16 protein-coding genes are annotated in these 17,398 nt (G+C 73.0%); 8 read left to right on the top strand and 8 right to left on the bottom strand.

The window, feature by feature from the left end:
- Positions 1 to 35: 35 nt before the first annotated feature.
- The 3 genes from ROT00_RS13385 (at position 36) to ROT00_RS13375 (ending at position 2,531) form a co-directional block, all read left to right on the top strand.
- On the top strand, positions 36 to 878 hold the full coding sequence (locus ROT00_RS13385) for an NAD-dependent epimerase/dehydratase family protein (RefSeq protein ID WP_404775526.1): 843 nt from the start codon (positions 36 to 38) through the stop codon (positions 876 to 878).
- A 206-nt stretch (positions 879 to 1,084) separates the two neighbouring features.
- Positions 1,085 to 1,741 carry a GNAT family N-acetyltransferase gene (locus ROT00_RS13380; RefSeq protein ID WP_404775525.1) on the top strand — a complete coding sequence of 219 codons (657 nt, stop codon included), beginning with the start codon at positions 1,085 to 1,087 and terminating at the stop codon, positions 1,739 to 1,741.
- A gap of 331 nt (positions 1,742 to 2,072) precedes the next feature.
- Positions 2,073 to 2,531: a hypothetical protein gene (locus tag ROT00_RS13375; RefSeq protein ID WP_404775524.1), complete on the top strand. Its 459-nt coding sequence runs from the start codon at positions 2,073 to 2,075 to the stop codon at positions 2,529 to 2,531.
- 285 nt (positions 2,532 to 2,816) lie between these two features.
- Here ROT00_RS13375 and ROT00_RS13370 read toward each other — a convergent pair whose 3' ends face one another.
- Genes ROT00_RS13370 through ROT00_RS13350 form a run of 5 tightly spaced genes read right to left on the bottom strand, consistent with a single transcriptional unit; the run spans position 2,817 to position 8,663 of the window.
- A complete protein-coding gene (locus tag ROT00_RS13370) occupies positions 2,817 to 4,472 on the bottom strand; it encodes an amidohydrolase (RefSeq protein WP_404775523.1) in 1,656 nt (551 codons plus the stop codon).
- 35 nt (positions 4,473 to 4,507) lie between these two features.
- Entirely contained in the window at positions 4,508 to 5,350 is an 843-nt protein-coding gene (locus tag ROT00_RS13365; RefSeq protein WP_376934221.1) for an ABC transporter permease, read from the bottom strand.
- Positions 5,347 to 6,273 (bottom strand): ABC transporter permease, encoded by a 927-nt coding sequence (locus tag ROT00_RS13360; protein ID WP_404775522.1) that lies wholly within the window; start codon positions 6,271 to 6,273, stop codon positions 5,347 to 5,349. The genes ROT00_RS13365 and ROT00_RS13360 overlap by 4 nt, the downstream gene beginning before the upstream one ends.
- Positions 6,266 to 7,450 carry a polyamine ABC transporter substrate-binding protein gene (locus ROT00_RS13355; RefSeq protein ID WP_404775521.1) on the bottom strand — a complete coding sequence of 395 codons (1,185 nt, stop codon included), beginning with the start codon at positions 7,448 to 7,450 and terminating at the stop codon, positions 6,266 to 6,268. Before ROT00_RS13355 ends, ROT00_RS13360 begins: the two co-directional genes overlap by 8 nt.
- A gap of 55 nt (positions 7,451 to 7,505) precedes the next feature.
- On the bottom strand, positions 7,506 to 8,663 hold the full coding sequence (locus ROT00_RS13350; protein ID WP_404775520.1) for an ABC transporter ATP-binding protein: 1,158 nt from the start codon (positions 8,661 to 8,663) through the stop codon (positions 7,506 to 7,508).
- Between the two features lie 372 nt (positions 8,664 to 9,035).
- Here ROT00_RS13350 and aceA point away from each other — a divergent pair, with 372 nt between their 5' ends.
- From aceA to ROT00_RS13335, 3 genes are all read left to right on the top strand, one after another.
- Complete coding sequence (aceA, locus tag ROT00_RS13345) at positions 9,036 to 10,373, top strand: isocitrate lyase (protein ID WP_404775519.1); 1,338 nt, start codon at positions 9,036 to 9,038, stop codon at positions 10,371 to 10,373.
- Positions 10,374 to 10,419: 46 nt separating this feature from the next.
- Entirely contained in the window at positions 10,420 to 12,084 is a 1,665-nt protein-coding gene (aceB, locus tag ROT00_RS13340) for a malate synthase A (protein WP_404775518.1), read from the top strand.
- An 84-nt stretch (positions 12,085 to 12,168) separates the two neighbouring features.
- Positions 12,169 to 12,720, top strand: a complete 552-nt coding sequence (locus ROT00_RS13335) for a GNAT family N-acetyltransferase (protein ID WP_404775517.1) — start codon at positions 12,169 to 12,171, stop codon at positions 12,718 to 12,720.
- On the opposite strand, the gene ROT00_RS13330 is transcribed toward ROT00_RS13335, so the two are convergent.
- Positions 12,717 to 14,072, bottom strand: a complete 1,356-nt coding sequence (locus tag ROT00_RS13330; protein ID WP_404775516.1) for an MFS transporter — start codon at positions 14,070 to 14,072, stop codon at positions 12,717 to 12,719. The two genes, ROT00_RS13335 and ROT00_RS13330, sit on opposite strands and share 4 nt — an antisense overlap.
- Positions 14,073 to 14,128: 56 nt before the next feature.
- On the opposite strand from ROT00_RS13330, the gene ROT00_RS13325 reads away from it, so the two are divergent.
- The gene (locus tag ROT00_RS13325; protein ID WP_404775515.1) at positions 14,129 to 15,088 is read left to right on the top strand and encodes an ArsR/SmtB family transcription factor; all 960 of its coding nucleotides are present in this window, start codon (positions 14,129 to 14,131) and stop codon (positions 15,086 to 15,088) included.
- 26 nt (positions 15,089 to 15,114) lie between these two features.
- Positions 15,115 to 15,822 carry a Pr6Pr family membrane protein gene (locus ROT00_RS13320; RefSeq protein ID WP_404775514.1) on the top strand — a complete coding sequence of 236 codons (708 nt, stop codon included), beginning with the start codon at positions 15,115 to 15,117 and terminating at the stop codon, positions 15,820 to 15,822.
- On the opposite strand, the gene ROT00_RS13315 is transcribed toward ROT00_RS13320, so the two are convergent.
- Both ROT00_RS13315 and ROT00_RS13310 read right to left on the bottom strand, forming a co-directional pair.
- Entirely contained in the window at positions 15,761 to 16,549 is a 789-nt protein-coding gene (locus ROT00_RS13315; protein ID WP_404775513.1) for an alpha/beta fold hydrolase, read from the bottom strand. The two genes, ROT00_RS13320 and ROT00_RS13315, sit on opposite strands and share 62 nt — an antisense overlap.
- Positions 16,546 to 17,211, bottom strand: a complete 666-nt coding sequence (locus tag ROT00_RS13310) for a YqaJ viral recombinase family protein (protein ID WP_404775650.1) — start codon at positions 17,209 to 17,211, stop codon at positions 16,546 to 16,548. The genes ROT00_RS13315 and ROT00_RS13310 overlap by 4 nt, the downstream gene beginning before the upstream one ends.
- Positions 17,212 to 17,398 lie beyond the last annotated feature (187 nt).

The following is a 17,398-nucleotide window of genomic DNA, read 5'->3' as shown; positions in this document are numbered from 1 at the left end:
GAAGTAACCGGGCGCGCTTCCATAGCGTTGCCGGCATGAGAATCCTACTGACCGGAGCAACCGGAACCATCGGATCGGCGGTGCTCGCCGAACTCGTCGCGGCGGGCCACGAGGTTGCGGCGATCGTGCGGAGCGAACAGTCCGCCGAGCGCGTCGCCGCCGCCGGTGCGAACGCTCGGCTCGGCGAAGTGACGGACCATGACTGGTTCACGGCGCGGCTCTCCGAGGCGGATGCCGCGATCCACACTGCCGCTCCGCAGACCGGTGCCGCCGAGTTCGATTCCGTGATCGTCGATGCCATCGAGCTCGCGTTCGCCGGAACGGAGCGCCGATTCGTCCACACGAGCGGCATCTGGGAGTTCGGCTCGGGCGTCGAACTGGACGACGACGGCCCGCTCGATCCCCCCGAGATCGTCGCCTGGCGAGTTCCGCTGGAGGAGCGCCTCCTCGCCGGTTCCGTATCGGCGACGATCATCGCGCCGGGTGTGGTCTACGGCGACGGAGGGATTCCGGACCTCGTGACGACGCCGGAAGCAGACGGGCGAGTGCGGCTCGTCGGCGACGGCCGGCAGCACTGGAGTCTCGTGCACCGGACCGACCTCGCGCGCCTCTACCGGCTGGCCGTGGAGCACCCGCACCCGTCGGGCCGGGTGATCGCGGTCGACGGCGAGCCGCTCTCCGTGCGGGCGATCGGGGAGGCGGCGGTGGCCGCAGGCCGGGCGCGCGGCGTGGCCGAGGAGTCGGCGGACGATTCGAGGGCGAGGCTCGGAACGCCGTTCGCCGACGCACTGCTGCTCGACCAGCGAGCGCTGGGGCGGAAGGCTCGCTCGCTCGGGTGGTTGCCGGCCCATCGCAGCCTGCTCGAGACGATCGCCTGACCGCGCTCCTGGCCCCGGCTGTGACCGCATGATCTGACGAGCGCGAACCGCGCCTCGCCGCGCCGCGCCTCGCCCCGGGGGTCGGCGTGGGCGGGGCGCAGGGGGTGTGAGCCGTGAGGACGGGTCGTCCCGCGTGAAGTCCGGCGTGGGCGGAGCGCGGGGTGCGTGAGCCGGGAGCCGAGCGTCAGAATCGGTATCGTCGACGAATGGATCTCGTCGACGTCTGGCCCGTCTTCCGTCTCCGGCTGCGCTCGCCGCGGCTCGAGCTCCGACCGGTGCGGGACGACGACCTCCCGGGCCTCGCCGAGGCCGCGCTCGACGGCGTGCACCCGCCCGGGCGTACGCCGTTCGGTGTTCCCTGGACGGACGCGCCGCGTGAGGAGCTGCTGCCGAACTTGGCGCGATTCGTCTGGCGCGAGCGCGCGGCCGTCGCCCCGAACGAGTGGAACCTGCTCCTCGCGGTCGTCGAGGACGGCCGTCCGATCGGCGTGCAGGATCTGCGTGCGACGAACTTCGCCGAGTTGCGCACCGTGTCGAGCGGCTCCTGGCTGACGCGTGCTCGGCAGGGACTCGGGTTCGGCGCCGAGATGCGGGCCGCGCTCCTCCTGTTCGCGTTCGATCACCTCGGTGCGACCGTCGCGGAGTCGGAGGCGTACGACTGGAACGCCGCATCCCGCGCCGTCTCGACGAAGCTCGGCTATCGGGAGAACGGGGTCGCGCGGCGCTCGCCCAGGCCCGGCGTCGTCGAGGACGAGGTGCGGTTCCGACTCGAGGCGGCCGAGTTCCGGCGTCCAGAGTGGGCGCTCGAGGTGAGCGGGATCGACGAGGCGCGCCCGTTCCTGCTCAGCAGCGTGCCGGCGTGACTGCTGTTCAGCGGTGGGGCGGCGTGATCCTGCTCGGCGGCGGCGGCGGCGGCAGCGGCAGCGGCAGCGTGGGGTGACCCTCGACGACGACCGCGACGGCGACGGCGACGGCGGCTGCGGCTGCGACGGCGGTGGCTCGCCTGACCGGACGGCGTGCGCCTCCGCGGTGGCCGACTGTGGCCGATCCGCGCGCGGAGTGCGCCGAATTCCCCGTGATCGGGCCGAATCCACGATGGGCACCCCTCCCCATTTGGGGGGAACCCCATCTCCTGCTTGGATGGTCCGCGGGGGCCCGGGACCGACCCGGGAACCGGAGGGAACCAGAACCATCATGACCGCAACCCGTAAGATCGCCGCCGTCTCGTTCGCCGCGATGGCCCTGCTCCTCGCCGGCTGCGCCTCGGGCGGCAACGCCGAGGGCACCGCCGCGAAGGCGGAGAAGCAGGCGGAGGCACCCGCGGCCGAGCAGACCAAGCAGGAGGCGTGCACCGACGTCCAGTCGGCGCTCCAGGAGCTCTCGGGCCTGAGCTCGGTCGACGCGAGCGACCCCGCGGCCGCGCTCGCCGCCCTGAAGGATGCCTCGGCCACCGTCACGGAGACCGCCGCGAAGGTCGGCAACCCCGAGGTCAAGGCCGCCGCCGACCAGGCAGCCACGGCGCTCGACGAGTACGTCGTCTACCTCGACGGCATGGTCGCCGACCCGGCGAACGCCGACATCTCGGCCATGAGCGAGCACATCACCTCGCTGCAGGAGTCGGTCACCGAGCTCGGCACCGTCTGCGCCAGCTGAGCGCGTTCCGCACCGCACGACGCCGGACCCGGCGCATCCGCTGAGGCGCAGCGAACCCTGCGCCTGAGCGGCACCACGACGGCCCGCACCCGATGAGGGTGCGGGCCGTCGTCGTGCACCGCCGGCGCGCCGCGCACCCGACGCACGCATGGCACCCGCAGCGCACGCACGGCACCCGACGCACGCACGGCACCCGGCGCACCGCGCACCTGGCGCACCTGGCGCACCCGACGCGCGCGGCGCACCCGGCGCGCACAGCGCACCCCCGGTGGCGCGTTCCCCGGCTCAGGCGTCGTCGGCGGCGTGCACCCGCTCGCCCTCGACGAAGGTCTGCAGCACGCGCGTCGCGCCGATCTCGGACGTCGGCCCCGCGAAGGGGTCCCGGTCGAGCAGGGCGAGGTCGGCGAGCTTGCCGACCGCGATGCTGCCGGTCGCGTCGAGGTGGTTCACGAACGCCGAGCCCGCCGTGTACGCGGTGAGCGAGGTCGCGAGGTCGATCGCCTGCTCCGGGAGGAACGGCGGGTACTCGCCCTCCTCCTCGCCCGGCGCCGACACCCGGTTCACGGCGACGTGGATGGCCGAGAGCGGGTTCGGCGTCGACACCGACCAGTCGCTGCCGGCCGCGAGCACCGCGCCCGAGCGCAGCAGGTCGCCGAACGGGTACTGCCAGGCGTCGCGGGGCGAGCCGAGGAACGGCAGCGTCAGCTCCACCATCTGCGGTTCGAGCGCCGCCCAGAGCGACTGCATGTTCGCCGCGACCTCGAGCTCGCGGAAGCGCGGCACGTCCTCGGGGTGCACCACCTGCAGGTGCGCGATGTGGTGCCGGTGGTCGGTGCGGCCGTTCCTCGCGATCGCGTGCTCGACGGCGTCGAGGCATTCGCGCACCGCCCGGTCGCCGATCGCGTGGAAGTGCAGCTGGAAGCCGAGCGCGTCGAGCCGCGGCGCGGCCTCGTTCAGGATCTCGGGCGGGACGAAGGAGATCCCCGAGTTGTCGGTCGGATGCCCGTGGCCGTCGCAGTACGGCTCGAGCATCGAGGCGGTGAAGTTCTCGGCGACGCCGTCCTGCATGATCTTCACGCTCGTCGCGGCGAAGCGGCCGCCCCGGTACTCCTCGCGCTTCGCCACGAGGGCGTCGATCTGCTCGAGCCCCTTCGCCCGGTCCCACCAGAGCGCCCCGACGACGCGACCGGTGAGGCGCCCGGATGCCGCGGCCGCGAGGTACGCGCGGCCGGGGTCGTCGCCCACGCCGTAGTCGCCGACGATCGCGTCCTGCCAGGCCGTCACGCCGAAGGAGTGCAGGTAGCGCTGGCCCTCGAGCACCGCGGCCTCGAGCTCGGCCGGGGTGGTGGCGGGCACGTGCCGGCGCACGAGGTCCATCGCCCCCTCGTGCAGGGTGCCGCTCGGCTCGCCGTCGGCGTCGCGCTCGATGCGGCCGTCGGCCGGGTCGGGGGTGCGCCGGTCGATCCCGGCGAGCCGGAGCGCCGCGCTGTTCACCCAGGCGCCGTGCCCGTCGCGGTTCGGCAGGAACGCGGGCCGGTCGGGCAGCACCCGGTCGAGCACCGCGGCCGTCGGCGTGCCGCCGGGGAACGCCGACATGCCCCAACCGCCGCCGAGGATCCACGGGGCATCCGGATGCGCCGCCGCGTACGCCGCGATGGTCCGGAGGTACGCGTCCTGGTCCTCGCCGTCGCGGAGGTCGCAGCGGAGCATGTCGAGCCCGCCCCAGACGGGGTGCACGTGCGCGTCCTGGAAGCCGGGCACGAGGAGCCGCCCGGCGAGGTCGACGACCTCCGTGCCGGAGCCGACGAGCTCCCGCACGTCGCGGTCGGCGCCGACAGCGACGATCCGGCCGCCCGAGACGGCGACGGCCGAGGCGCGCGAGCGCACCGTGTCCGCGGTGAAGACGGGTCCGCCGGTGAAGACGAGGTCGGCGTGGGGCATCCGTGTGGGTCCTTTCGAAGAGCGCGGCGTGCGGCTCAGCCGCCGCCCATGGTGCGGGCGATGTCGGCCGCGGAGTCGCCCGCGCGCCGCAGCACGTACGCGACGAGGCCGAGCGCCAGGAGGGTCAGCACGAGCATGATCGTCGACACCGCGGCGATCTCCGGCCGGAGCCCGCTGCGGAGCGCGCTCAGCACGTACACCGGCCACGGGGTGGTGCCCGAGACCTGCACGAACGCCGCGATGACGGTGTTGTCGAGGCTGAGCGTGAACGACAGGAGGAAGCCGGCGAGCACGGCGGGCATCGCGAGGGGCAGCGTGACCCGGCGGAAGGTGGCGGGCGGCTTCGCGTAGAGGTCGGCCGAGGCCTCCTCGAGCTGTCCCTCCTGGCCGACGAGCCGGGCCCGGACGAGGTACGAGACCACGGCGACCGAGAACAGCGAGTGGCCGATCACGAGTCGGATGATGCCGTCGTTGAAGAGCCCGATGCCGAGGTCCTGGCCGAGGAAGACGAGCCACGGCAGGAGCGCCACCGCGTCGACGATCTCCGGCGTCACCGAGACGAGGAGCAGCAGGCCGAGGAACCACCACACCCACTTGCCGGGGTGGCGGGCCATCGCGATGCCGGCGAGGGTGCCGAGCAGGGTCGCGACGATCGCCGCGATGAAGCCCGTCTGCACCGAGATCCAGACGGCGTCGCGGATCGCGGGCTTCTCGAACAGCGCGAGGAACGAGTCGAAGCCGAACGACTGCCACGACACGAGCAGGCGCCCCACGTTGAACGAGGACACGATGATCACGAGGATCGGCGCGAAGAGGAACACGAAGACGAGGACGCCCCACACGCTCAGGACGACATCCGACCACGACCGCTGCTTCATGCGGCCACCTCCTCGACGGGCTTCGACACGGGGGCCGGCTCGGGATCGCCGAGCACGAGCCGGTTCCGGCTGCGGAACGGCAGCGTGACGAGCCAGACGATGCCCGCGCCGACCGCGACCGTCGCCATGATCACGATGATGAGCAGCACCGCCATCGCCGAGCCGAGCGCCCAGTTCTGCGCCGTCTGGAACTGGCTCGCGACGAGCTGCCCGACCATGTTGCCCTTCGCGCCGCCGAGCACGGTCGCCGTGATGTAGTCGCCCATGAGCGGGATGAACACGAGCAGCACGCCCGCGACGACGCCGGGCCGCGCGAGCGGCAGCGTGACGCGGAAGAACGTCGTCCAGCGGCCCGCGCCCAGGTCCTTCGAGGCCTCGCGGAGCGGGCCGCTGACCCGGTCGAACGCGACGAAGAGCGGCAGGATCATGAGCGGCAGGTAGTTGTACACGACGCCGAGGAGCACCGCGCCGCGGGTGTACAGCAGATCGAGCGGCCCGTTGATGAGGCCGATCGCCTGCAGCGCGCTCGACAGCCACCCCTCGGGCGCGAGGATCACCTGCCAGCCGATCGTGCGCACGAGGAAGTTCGTCCAGAACGGCACCATCACGAGCGCCACGAGCAGCCCGCGCCGCGACGGCGGGGCCTTCACCGCCATCCAGTACGCGACCGGCAGGCCGACCAGCAGGCAGATCACCGTGCCCGCGATGCCCACCCAGAGCGTGTTCTGGAACGTCGCGAAGAACGTCGGCGACATCGCCTCGGCGTAGCGGTCGAACGACAGCACGTCGTTCGCGTGGGTGCCGAAGATGCCCGGCTTGTAGCCGAAGCTGAACCAGATCACCATCCCCACCGGGGCGACGAAGAAGACCAGCAGCCACACCCACGCCGGGAAGGCGAGGGCGACGCCGGCGCTCTTACGCACCGGCCGCCGCCTTCATCGTGTTCCAGATCTCGACGATGCGCTCCTGCGCCTCGTTCACCTCGCCCTCGTGCATCGTCTCGACCTGCTCGGGGGTGAAGAAGACGAGGTCGAGCATCGGCAGCTCGGCGTCGGCCGCCGCCTGCTCGATGCCCGTCGCGCCCGTGTGGTAGCCGATGTAGTCGAGCTCGGCGAGCGAGTTCTCCGGGGTGAGCACGTAGTTGATGAACGCGTGCGCGGCCTCCGGGTTCGGCGCACCGGTCGGGATGGCCCAGTTGTCCATCCACAGTTCCGTCGCGGGGGAGCCGAGCACCCACTGCCAGCGGCTGGGGTCGGGGCTCTCCAGGATGCCGAGGCGGGCGTCGCCGTTCCAGGCCTGCATGAGCACCTGGGTGCCCTGCGGGATCGCCGAGCCGCCCGGGTACGAGTCGAAGGCCGCGACGTGCGGCGCGAGGGTGTTCACGAGGAAGTCCTCGGCGGCGTCGAGATCGGCCGGGTCGGTCGTCGTCCAGTCGATGCCGTTCGCCCAGAAGTAGATGCCGGTGAGCTCGGCGGGGTCGTCGAGGACGCTCGTCTTGCCGCTTGCCTCGTTCTGCGCGGCGTCGATGAAGTCGTTCCAGTCCTTCAGCTCGCGCGTGATGATGTTCTTGTCGTAGACGAAGCCGGTGGTGCCCCACGCCTTGCAGATGGAGTACTCGTTGTCGGGGTCCCAGGCCCGGCCGAGGAACGCCGGGTCCATGTGCTCGATGTTCGGGATCAGTTCCTTGTTGAACTTCTGCAGCAGCCCGTTCTCGATCATCTGCGGGATGAAGGTGCCGGTCGGCACGACGATGTCGAAGCCGCTCGTGCCCTTCGCCGCGACGAGCTTCGAGATGAGTTCCTCGTTCGAGTTGAAGGAGCTGAGCGTGATCTTCGGCCCCAGCTCCTTCGTGAACGACTCGAGCACGTCAGGGGCGTCGTAATCGCCCCAGGTGTAGATCGAGAGCTTCGACTCGAGCGGCCCGCCCGTCGCGACGGGGGCGTTCTGCGCGCCGCCGCCGGGGGTGCAGGCGGCCAGGACGCCGGTCGCGCCGGCGGCGACCGCGGCGCTGATGAATCCGCGGCGGGTGAGCCCGCGGCTGATGACCTTCGCGGCGTCGGTGCTCGCGAGGATCCGCACGGTGGGGGTCGATTCGGTCATGGGGTCCTCCTGGGTGGTTCTGCGGGACAGCGGGGCGGAGCGGATGCCGGGGCGGTCACGCGGTCGGCGGGGCCACGTAGCCCCCGGCCTGCGCGGCCTCGTCGGCCGGGAAGAGCAGCACGCTCCCGGCATCCCAGGAGCAGCGCACCTCCTGACCGAGCTCGAGCGTCGGCGCCTCGGGGGTCGGGCGCCGGGCGATGAGGCTCTGCTCCTCGCCGAGGCGCACGAGGTACTGCATCGTCTCGCCGAGGTGGGAGACCCCGAGGAGCGTGCCGCGCACCGAGTTCGGCGCGGAGGGGGCTGCGGGGTCGTCGGCGCCGATGCGCACGAACTCGGGTCGCACGGCGGCCTGGCCGTTCGCGACGCCCGCGAGCGCCGCATCCGTGCCCTGCACGACCGCGTGCGGGGACTCGACGGCCGTGCCGCTCTCGACCACGGGGCCGCGGAAGAAGTTCTGCTGGCCGACGAAGGCGGCGACGTAGGCGGAGACGGGGCGCGCGTAGATGGTGTCGGCGTCGGCGAGCTGCTCGATGCGGCCGTCGCGCATGATCGCGATGCGGTCGCTCATCGAGAGCGCCTCGCCCTGGTCGTGCGTGACGAAGACGAAGGTGATGCCGAGCCGCGACTGCAGGAGCTTCAGCTCGAGCTGCATCTCCTCGCGCAGCTGCCGGTCGAGGGCGCCGAGCGGCTCGTCGAGGAGCAGCACCGCCGGGCGGTTCACGAGGGCGCGGGCGAGCGCGATGCGCTGCTGCTGGCCGCCGGAGAGCTGGGTCGGCTTGCGGTCGGCGAAGCGGCGCATCTGCACGAGCTCGAGCGCCTCGCCGACGCGTTCGCGGAGCTCGGACTTCGGCGTCCGCCGCTGCTGCAGGCCGTAGGCGACGTTCTCGGCCACCGACATGTGCGGGAACAGCGCGTACGCCTGGAACACGGTGTTCACGTCGCGCCGGTAGGGCGGGAGGCCGAGCACCGAGCGGCCGGAGACGCGGATGTCGCCCTCGTTCGGCTGCTCGAAGCCCGCGATCATCCGCAGCGTCGTGGTCTTGCCGCAGCCCGACGGCCCGAGGAGCGAGAGGAACTCGCCCGGCTCGATCGTGAGCGAGACGCCGTCGACGGCGAGCTGGTCGCCGTACCGCTTCGTGACCCGATCGATCTCGACGGAGCCCGCCCGAACACTGGATTGGGAGGCCGTTCTCGCCTCGGTCGCCGTCGTCACCTCGTGGTACCTCCCGGGTCCGCGGCAGGCCACCGTGCCTGCCGCCGTTCACTCGCGTGCCGCCATTCAACCGCCGGGAGCGGGTGGGGGCAATGGTCGGGTGCAGAACCGGACGATCCATCGCCGATCCGGAGCGAAGGGCGACAGTCCGTCCGATGCTTCGTCATCGCGCCGAAACCCGAACCGTGTTCGGACGCGCTATGCGCGAGGCATCCGCCCCGCGAGCGCCGTGCACGGGCCCGGAATTCCGAGGCGCAGAACTTCCCGGAAAGTTCACCCCCCGATTCGTCGTCCGGGCCCCTCGCGGCGGACGCAGCATGGATGGCACCACAGCGAACCGCACCCCGCGGCGAACTCGAACGGAGCACGACGATGAGCACCCCCTTCCGCCCCGGCGACCAGACCCAGACCGCTGCCGAGCTGCAGCTCGAGTGGGACGCGAACCCGCGCTGGGAGGGCGTCAAGCGCGACTACAGCGCCGAGGACGTCGTCGCCCTGCGCGGTCCGGTGCGCGAGGAGCGCACGCTCGCCAAGCGCGGCGCCGAGCGCCTCTGGGACGACCTCCAGCGGAACACCGGCACCGCCTTCGCCCCGATGGAGCAGCCCGAGTGGTCGGCCGCGCTCGGCGCGCTGACCGGCAACCAGGCCGTGCAGCAGGTGCGCGCGGGCCTGAAGGCCATCTACCTCTCGGGCTGGCAGGTCGCCGCCGACGCGAACCTCTCCGGCCAGACCTACCCCGACCAGTCGCTCTACCCGGCGAACTCGGTGCCCGCCGTCGTCCGCCGCATCAACAACGCGCTGCTGCGCGCCGGCCAGATCGAGCAGGGCGCGCCCGGACCCGACGGCGACCGCGACTGGATGGCCCCGATCGTCGCTGACGCCGAGGCCGGCTTCGGCGGTCCGCTGAACGCCTACGAGCTCATGCACCAGATGATCGAGGCGGGCGCGGCCGGCGTGCACTGGGAGGACCAGCTCGCCAGCGAGAAGAAGTGCGGCCACATGGGCGGCAAGGTGCTGATCCCCACGAGCCAGCACATCCGCACGATCAACGCGGCCCGGCTCGCGGCCGACGTCGCGGGCGTGCCGTCCATCATCATCGCCCGCACCGACGCGCTCGCCGCGACCCTGCTCACGAGCGACCACGACGAGCGCGACCGGCCGTTCGTCACCGGCGAGCGCACCGCCGAGGGCTTCTACCACGTGCAGAACGGCATCGAGCCGGTCATCGCCCGCGGCCTCGCCTACGCCGAGTACGCCGACCTGCTCTGGGTCGAGTCGGCCGAGCCCGACCTCGACCTCGCCCGCCGTTTCGCCGAGGCCGTGCACGCGAAGTTCCCCGGCAAGCGCCTGAGCTACAACTGCTCGCCCTCGTTCAACTGGAAGCGCCACCTCGACGACGAGCAGATCGCGAAGTTCCAGCGCGAGCTCGCCGCGATGGGCTACGCGTTCCAGTTCATCACGCTCGCCGGCTTCCACTCCCTGAACCACGGCATGTTCACGCTCGCGAAGGACTACAACGAGCGGCACATGAGCGCCTACGTCGAGCTCCAGGAGGCGGAATTCGCCTCGGAGGCATCCGGATACACCGCCACGCGCCACCAGCGCGAGGTCGGCACCGGCTACTTCGACCAGATCGCCACCGCGCTGAACCCGCAGAGCGCCACGCTCGCGCTCGTCGGATCGACCGAGGAAGAGCAGTTCTCCCACTGACCCCACCGACCGGCCCGCACGCGGGCCGAGACACGGAGACGACATCATGACCAGCACGCCCACCCTCGAACGCACCGAACCCCGCCAGAGCACCGGCGGCTTCGCGACCGTCGCGCCCTGGATCGAGGTGACCGCCCCGCTCGGCGAGCGGTACGAGGAGATCCTCACCCCGGCCGCCCTCGACTTCCTCGCCGCGCTGCACGACCGCTTCGCGCACACGAGGCACGACCTCCTCGCCGCCCGGCTGCAGACCCGCGTCGACGCCGCGAACGGGCGGGACCCCCGCTTCCTCCCCGAGACGGTCGACATCCGCGCCGACCGCAGCTGGCGGGTCGCGGGCGCCGGGCCCGGCCTCGAGGACCGCCGGGTCGAGATCACCGGCCCCACCGACCGCAAGATGACGATCAACGCGTTGAACAGCGACGCGAAGGTCTGGCTCGCCGACCACGAGGACGCGACGAGCCCCACCTGGCGGAACGTCGTCGAGGGGCAGCTGAACCTCGCCGACGCCCTGCGCGGGCGGCTCGAGTTCACGAGCCCCGAGGGCAAGCAGTACCGCGTCGAGCGCCCGCTCGCCGAGACGCCGACGATCGTGTTCCGTCCGCGCGGCTGGCACCTCACCGAGAAGCACCTGCGCTTCCACGACCGCACCGGGCGCGCCATGCACGCCTCCGGCTCGCTCGTCGACTTCGGCCTCTACGTGTTCCACAACGCGCACCGGCTGATCGAGCTCGGCCGCGGGCCGTACTTCTACCTGCCGAAGCTCGAGTCGCACCTCGAGGCGCGCCTCTGGAACGACGTCTTCGTCTTCGTGCAGAACGCCCTCGGCCTGCCGCAGGGCACGATCCGGGCGACGGTGCTGATCGAGACGATCCAGGCCGCCTTCCAGATGGAGGAGATCCTCTACGAACTGCGCGAGCACTGCGCGGGGCTGAACGCCGGCCGCTGGGACTACATCTTCTCGATCGTGAAGACCTTCCGCAGCCGCGGCCGCCGCTGGGTGCTGCCCGACCGGGCGCAGATCACGATGACCGTCCCGTTCATGCGCGCCTACACCGAGCTCCTCGTGCAGACCGCGCACCAGCGCGGGGCGCACGCCATCGGCGGCATGAGCGCGTTCATCCCCGATCGCCGCGACCCGGAGATCACGGAGCGCGCGCTCGCCGCGGTCGCCGCCGACAAGCGCCGCGAGGCGGGCGACGGCTTCGACGGCACCTGGGTGGCGCACCCCGACCTCATCCCGACGGCGCGCGCCGAGTTCGACCGCGTGCTCGGCGAGCGGCCGAACCAGCTCGAGCGGCTCCGCGAGGACGTCGAGGTGACGGCGGCGCAGCTGCTCGACATCCCGTCGGTCGGCGGGTCGGTCACCGAGGCGGGCGTCATCGACAACATCCAGATCGCCATCCGCTACGTGGAGTCGTGGCTGCGGGGCGTCGGCGCCGCGGCGATCGAGCACCTGATGGAGGATGCCGCGACCGCGGAGATCTCGCGCTCGCAGATCTGGCAGTGGCTGCACGACAACACGGTCACGGCCGAGGGCACCCGCATCGATCAGACCTACATCGTGCAGGCGATGGGCGAGGCGGTGCGCGGGCTGCCCCGCTTCGAGGGCGACCGCTTCGACGACGCCATCCAGGTGTTCCGCACGGTCGCGCTCGAGCCGGAGTTCCCGACCTTCCTCACCCTCGGCGCGTACGCCCGCTTCCTCTGAACGGGGTCGGACGACGGATGCCCCGGCGGGCCACGAACCCGCCGGGGCATCCTGCGCGTCCTGCGCCGCTGGCAGAATCGGGGGGTGACCGTGCTGACGATCCGCGCCGCCGCGCCCGCCGACCTCGATGAGCTGGCCGAGCTCGCCGCCGAGACGTTCCCGCTCGCCTGCCCGCCCGGGGCGAGCCGGGAGGACATCGCCGCCTACATCGCGGCCGAGCTCGGCACCGAGCGCTTCGCCGCGCACCTCGCCGACCCGGCGCGCGCCGTGCTCCTGGCCGCCGACGAGACGGGGCGGCTCCTCGGCTGGTCGATGCTCGTCGGCGGCGAGCCGGGCGACGCCGACGCGGCGGCCGCCGTCGCCGCCCGGCCCACGGTCGAGCTCAGCAAGTTCTACACCCGGGCCGACGCCCACGGCCGCGGGGTCGCCGCGGAGCTGATGGCCGCGAGCCTCGAGGTCGCCGCCGCGAGCGGGACGGCGAGCGTCTGGCTCGGCGTCAACGCGGAGAACGCGCGCGCCATCCGCTTCTACGAGAAGCAGGGCTTCGCGCGGGTCGGCGCGAAGCGCTTCCGGCTCGGCGGCCGGCTCGAGCACGATCTCGTGCTCGAGCGCGCCGTCGGCGCTCCGGCCGGCTAGGTCGAGACGGTCGTCGCGGCCGCGGTGCGCGCGGCCCGGCGGGCGATCCAGCGGATGCCGAGGCCCGCCGCGAGGAACACCGCGCCGAGCACCGCCCAGCCGGCGACGCCGTGCGAGATCGCCGTCGCGTTCACGACGAGCGGCGCCGCGAGCGCGCCGACCGAGTAGCCCATGCCGAACACGCCCTGGTAGGCGCCCGCGCGCACCGGGTCGGCGAGCTCGAAGCTGAGCCCCCAGCCGCCGGCCTGCGACAGCACCTCGGCGAAGGCGTGCGCGACGGCCGCGATCACGAGCACGGCGATCGCGAAACCGACGGGCAGCCCGGCGGCCGCGGCGTAGACGAGGCAGGCCGCCGCCATCAGCCACGCGGCGATGCCCGACACCCGACCGGCGACGCGGAGGTCGTGGGTGCCGCGCGAGGCCGGCACCTGGAACACGATGACGATCAGGGTGTTGAGGATCAGGAGCACCGAGATGAGCACCTCCGGGGCGGCGGTCTCGCGGGTGATCCAGAGCGGCACGCCGAGCTCGGCGACGCCGAACTGCATGCCGAAGATCGCGCTGAGCGCGGTGAGCAGGAGGTAGCGCGGGTTCCGCCACGGCGAGTGACTGCGCCAGTCTCGGCGGGCGGTCAGGGCGGCCGCGGCGGTGGCCGAGGCATCCACCGATCCCGTCTCGGTGACGACGTCCGCGACGGGCGGGCGCGCGGGCGCGTCGACGCGGGCGGGGAGCTTCGCGAGCTGGATGAGCCCGAGCAGGTAGAGCACGCCGGCGCCGACGATGAGCGCCCGGTAGGCCTCGGCGGTGCCGATCGCGAGGGCGAGCGCGCCGAGACCCGAGCCGACGGCGATCGAGGCGTTCGTCACCGTGCGGAGCACCGCGCGGGCGCCGACCCGCGCCTCGCCCTCGAAGGCGCGGGCGATGATCGCCGAGCGGGTCGAGTTCGCGCCCTGCTCGAACAGGCCGCAGACGATCGCGATCACGAGCGCGGTGAGGAAGTCGCCCGCGAACACGTACGTGATGAGCGCGACGCCCTCGATCGCCGTCGCCCAGAACAGCAGCCGCCTGGCGCTCACCCGGTCGGCGAGCCAGCCGCCCGCGAAGGAGGCGACCACGCCGGCGGCGCTCGAGGCGGCGAGCACGATCGCGACCTCGCCGGGGGTGAGCCCCACGATGAGGGTGAAGTAGAGCACGGTGACGGTGAGGAAGATGCCCCGGCCCACCCGGGAGATGAGCGTCGAGCCGACGAGGATGCGCAGCACCGGATCGCTCACGGAGGCGGCGAGGCGGTCGCGGAGCGACGGGCGCACGGGCGGCTCGGTCGCGGTGTCGGCTGGGGGAGTGCTGGTCACGCTCCAGTTCTCGCAGACGGAGGACGCCGGGCGAAATCGATGTAGCGTAGTGCTTCATGCTGCAGTACGTGCTGAACGAGTCCGACGTCGCCGCCGTGCGCTTCGGCATCTCGCCGCTCTGCGAGCTCGGGCTCTCGCTGCGCGCCGCCAGCGAGCCCGCGCGGTTCCCGCTGCAGCTGCCCTGGCTGCGCCGCACCGAGGCGGCGCGCGCCGAGCTCGACCTCGAGGTGCTGCAGGCGCTCATCGACGAGCGGCTCTGGACGCCGGACTTCCTGAACCCGCGGCCGGCGTCGCCGCTCACCCGGATCGACGAGGAGTTCGCCGCGCTCGAGGCGCTGCCGAGCGAGGTCTTCCTCGCCGACCTCGTCGCCGTGCACGGCCGGGTGCCCGAGGCGCTGTCGGGGCCGCCGCGGGCGGCGATCCGCCGGGTCATCCGCGCCCTCCGGGAGCTCTGGACGGCGACCTTCGAGCCGTACTGGCCGCGCATGCGCACCGTGCTGGAGGCCGACGTCGTCTACCGCGGCCGGCAGATCGCGCAGAGCGGGCTGTCGACCATGCTGAACGGCATCTCCTCGACGGTCGACTACGCCGACGGGATCGTCGCCGTGCGGCTCCGCGACCCCGCCGACCGGCTGCAGCCGATCGACGGCAACGGCCTCACCCTCGTGCCCACGATGTTCACCCGCCGCGCGTCCGCGCCGGTCGGCGACGGCCCGCCCATGCTGATGTACCCGGCGCGCGGCCAGGGGGCGCTCTGGGAGACCGAGCCGGTGGCGAACCCGGGCGCCGTGGCCGGCATCCTCGGCGAGACCCGGGCGAAGCTCCTCGCCGCTCTCGGCGACCCCGCCTCCTCCACCGAGCTGGGCGTGCGCTTCGGCGTCACGACGAGCGCCGTGAACCAGCACCTCCGGGCGCTCCGCGACGCCGGGCTCCTCGTCGGCACGCGCTCCGGCCGGAGCGTGCTGTACCTGCGCAGCGAGCTCGGCACGGCGCTCCTCGCCGGACGCGGCGCGTAGCCCCGCCAGCCAGTAGGCTCTGGCCCATGCGCATCGCCTTCGCGGTCCTGCGGCTCCTCGCCGCGGCGGCCATCGTCGCCGCCGTCGTCGGCCAGTTCGTGAAGAGCCTCTCGCTCGTGCCCGAACCCGGCGTGTTCCTGGTGAACTTCTTCAGCTTCTTCACCATCCAGTCGAACCTCATCGGCGCCGTCGTGCTCGTGATCGGCGCGGTGCTCGCGTTCCGCGGCCGGGGCGACTCGCCGACGTTCGCCCTCGTGCGCGCGTGCGCGACGACGTATCTCGCGACCACCCTCGTCGTGTTCAACCTGCTGCTGCGCGACCTGGCGCTCGACCAGGCGGCGACGGTGCCGTGGTCGAACGAGATCCTGCACGTCTGGGCGCCGCTCTACGTGCTCGTCGACTGGGTGCTCGCGCCGGGGCGCCGTCCGATCGGCTGGAACCGGCTCTGGCTCGTCGCCGTGTACCCGCTCGTCTGGGCCGCCTACACGATGGTGCGCGGGCCGATCGCGGACTGGTACCCCTATCCGTTCCTGAACCCGAACGTGGCCCCCGGGGTCGGCTACGACGGCGTGCTCGTCTACGTCGTCGCAATCGCCGCGTTCATCCTGCTCGTCGGGGCCGGCATCGTCGCGCTCAGCCGGACGAGCTGGCCCTACCGGGCGGGCGCCGCGGTCACCTCCGGCCCGGATTCGCCTCGAGCCAGCGCGCCACGCCCTCGCGAATCCGCGCGCTGAGGGCGGGGATGCCGTCCTCCCGCGGCGGCGCCACGACGAGTTCGGCGCCGAGCCCGGCGGCCCAGCGCTCGCCGAGCTCGATCGGGTGCACCGGGTCGCGCTCGGCGGCGACGACGAGGGAGCGGATGCCGGCCTCGGGGAGTCGCGCGAGCTCGGCGTCGCCCGCGAAGGCGCGGTTGCGCGGCACCTCGACGAGGCGGACGGCGCGTTCGGCGGCCCGCGGCGAACCGAACTGGCTGAGGAGCGCCCGCGCCCCGGCGGGGGAGCGGTGCTGCACCGTGCGGTAGTGCCAGCTCTCCCGGAAGTCCTCGACGGCCGCCGGGCCGCGGTCGTGCAGCAGCTGCCCGATCACCGGGAAGGGGCGGAGGTGCTCCGGGTAGGGCGTGTCGTCGAAGGCCGGGCGCACGAAGACCGCGCGATCGACCGGCAGCAGGCCGCGGAGCGCGATGCGGAGGGCGAGCGCGGCGCCCATCGAGATGCCGAGGATCGTGACCGGGGCGTCGGCGAGTCCCGGCTCGGCGGCGAGCGCGTCGGCGACGGCCTCCTCGGCGAGCCGGTCGAGCGCGAAGTCGGCCGCCTCGCCGAGGAGCGGCGAGTCGCCGTGCGCGCGGACGTCGGTGGCGACCATCCGAAGCCCCGGGCCCTCGACGCCGAGGAGCGGCGGGGCGAGCAGCTCCAGCGGCTGTCGACGGTCTGCGCCGAGCCCGTGCAGGAGCAGCGCGGTCACGCGAGAGCGCCCGGCCGGTAGAAGGAGCGGTCGTGCGAGCGCGGCGGCGGCGGAGCGGCCGGGCGCGGTCCGAGCGCCTCGAGCAGCTCGCCGGCGAGGGTGACGAGGCGCTGGATCTCGTCGTCGTCGCGGTCGACCCAGCGGCAGCGGGGCTCGGGGTCGACGGGGACGAAGTCGTCGTGCTGCTCCCAGACCACGAGGGTGCGCTCGGCGCCGAGCACGTACTGCTGCCACCAGACCTGCCGGAGGTAGGAGCGGGGGATCGAGCGCCAGGGCTTCGAGGTGGTCTTGATCTCGCAGAGCGTCAGCCGGCCGGCGTCGTCGGCGACGAGGCCGTCGGGGGTGGCGAGGTGGCGGCGTTCGGTCTCGGCGTGGAACAGCAGGCTCGAGGGCAGGATGCCGTGGGTCTGCCGCACCCAGGCGGCGATGACGGGCTCGCGCTCGCGGCCGTGGTCGGTGAAGCGGCTGCCGCCGAAGCTCCGGCGCGAACCGTGGAGCTTCTCGTAGGCCGCGGAGCGGACCGACTCCCGGGTGGCGAGCTTCGCGGCATCCGTCGCGGTGATGCCCTGGCTGCGCGCGCGGAGCCAGGCGACGCGGTCGCCCGAATCGGCGACGATGCGCCGCTCGTGGGGGTGGGGCTCGGTGCGGAGCGCCTGCGACACCCTGGGGGCGACCTCGTCGAGGTCGAAGAGGGCGAAGGGCTCGGTCACCCTCCGAGGGTACCTCCGGCGGGCGACGGCGGCGGGATGCCGGGTCGGGTTGCCGGGTCGAGATGCCGAATCCGGATGCCGGGACGGGGCCGCTGCGGGGCATCCCGGTAGCCCGGCCGAAGCTGGGGATTGACGCCCG

The organism is Agromyces mediolanus (assembly GCF_044917495.1).
GTDB lineage: Bacteria > Actinomycetota > Actinomycetes > Actinomycetales > Microbacteriaceae > Agromyces > Agromyces mediolanus_B.
Note: the sequence above shows the minus strand (reverse complement) of the source record. Positions and strands in the feature narration are given on the sequence as shown.

Excerpts from the sequence above, each read along its gene's own strand:
- ROT00_RS13325 (WP_404775515.1), top strand. The coding sequence starts at position 14,129 with ATGCTGCAGTACGTGCTGAACGAGTCCGACGTCGCCGCCGTGCGCTTC.
- ROT00_RS13320 (WP_404775514.1), top strand. The coding sequence starts at position 15,115 with ATGCGCATCGCCTTCGCGGTCCTGCGGCTCCTCGCCGCGGCGGCCATC.
- ROT00_RS13365 (WP_376934221.1), bottom strand. The coding sequence starts at position 5,350 with ATGAAGCAGCGGTCGTGGTCGGATGTCGTCCTGAGCGTGTGGGGCGTC.
- aceA (WP_404775519.1), top strand. The coding sequence starts at position 9,036 with ATGAGCACCCCCTTCCGCCCCGGCGACCAGACCCAGACCGCTGCCGAG.
- ROT00_RS13380 (WP_404775525.1), top strand. The coding sequence starts at position 1,085 with ATGGATCTCGTCGACGTCTGGCCCGTCTTCCGTCTCCGGCTGCGCTCG.
- ROT00_RS13375 (WP_404775524.1), top strand. The coding sequence starts at position 2,073 with ATGACCGCAACCCGTAAGATCGCCGCCGTCTCGTTCGCCGCGATGGCC.
- ROT00_RS13370 (WP_404775523.1), bottom strand. The coding sequence starts at position 4,472 with ATGCCCCACGCCGACCTCGTCTTCACCGGCGGACCCGTCTTCACCGCG.
- ROT00_RS13355 (WP_404775521.1), bottom strand. The coding sequence starts at position 7,450 with ATGACCGAATCGACCCCCACCGTGCGGATCCTCGCGAGCACCGACGCC.
- ROT00_RS13385 (WP_404775526.1), top strand. The coding sequence starts at position 36 with ATGAGAATCCTACTGACCGGAGCAACCGGAACCATCGGATCGGCGGTG.
- aceB (WP_404775518.1), top strand. The coding sequence starts at position 10,420 with ATGACCAGCACGCCCACCCTCGAACGCACCGAACCCCGCCAGAGCACC.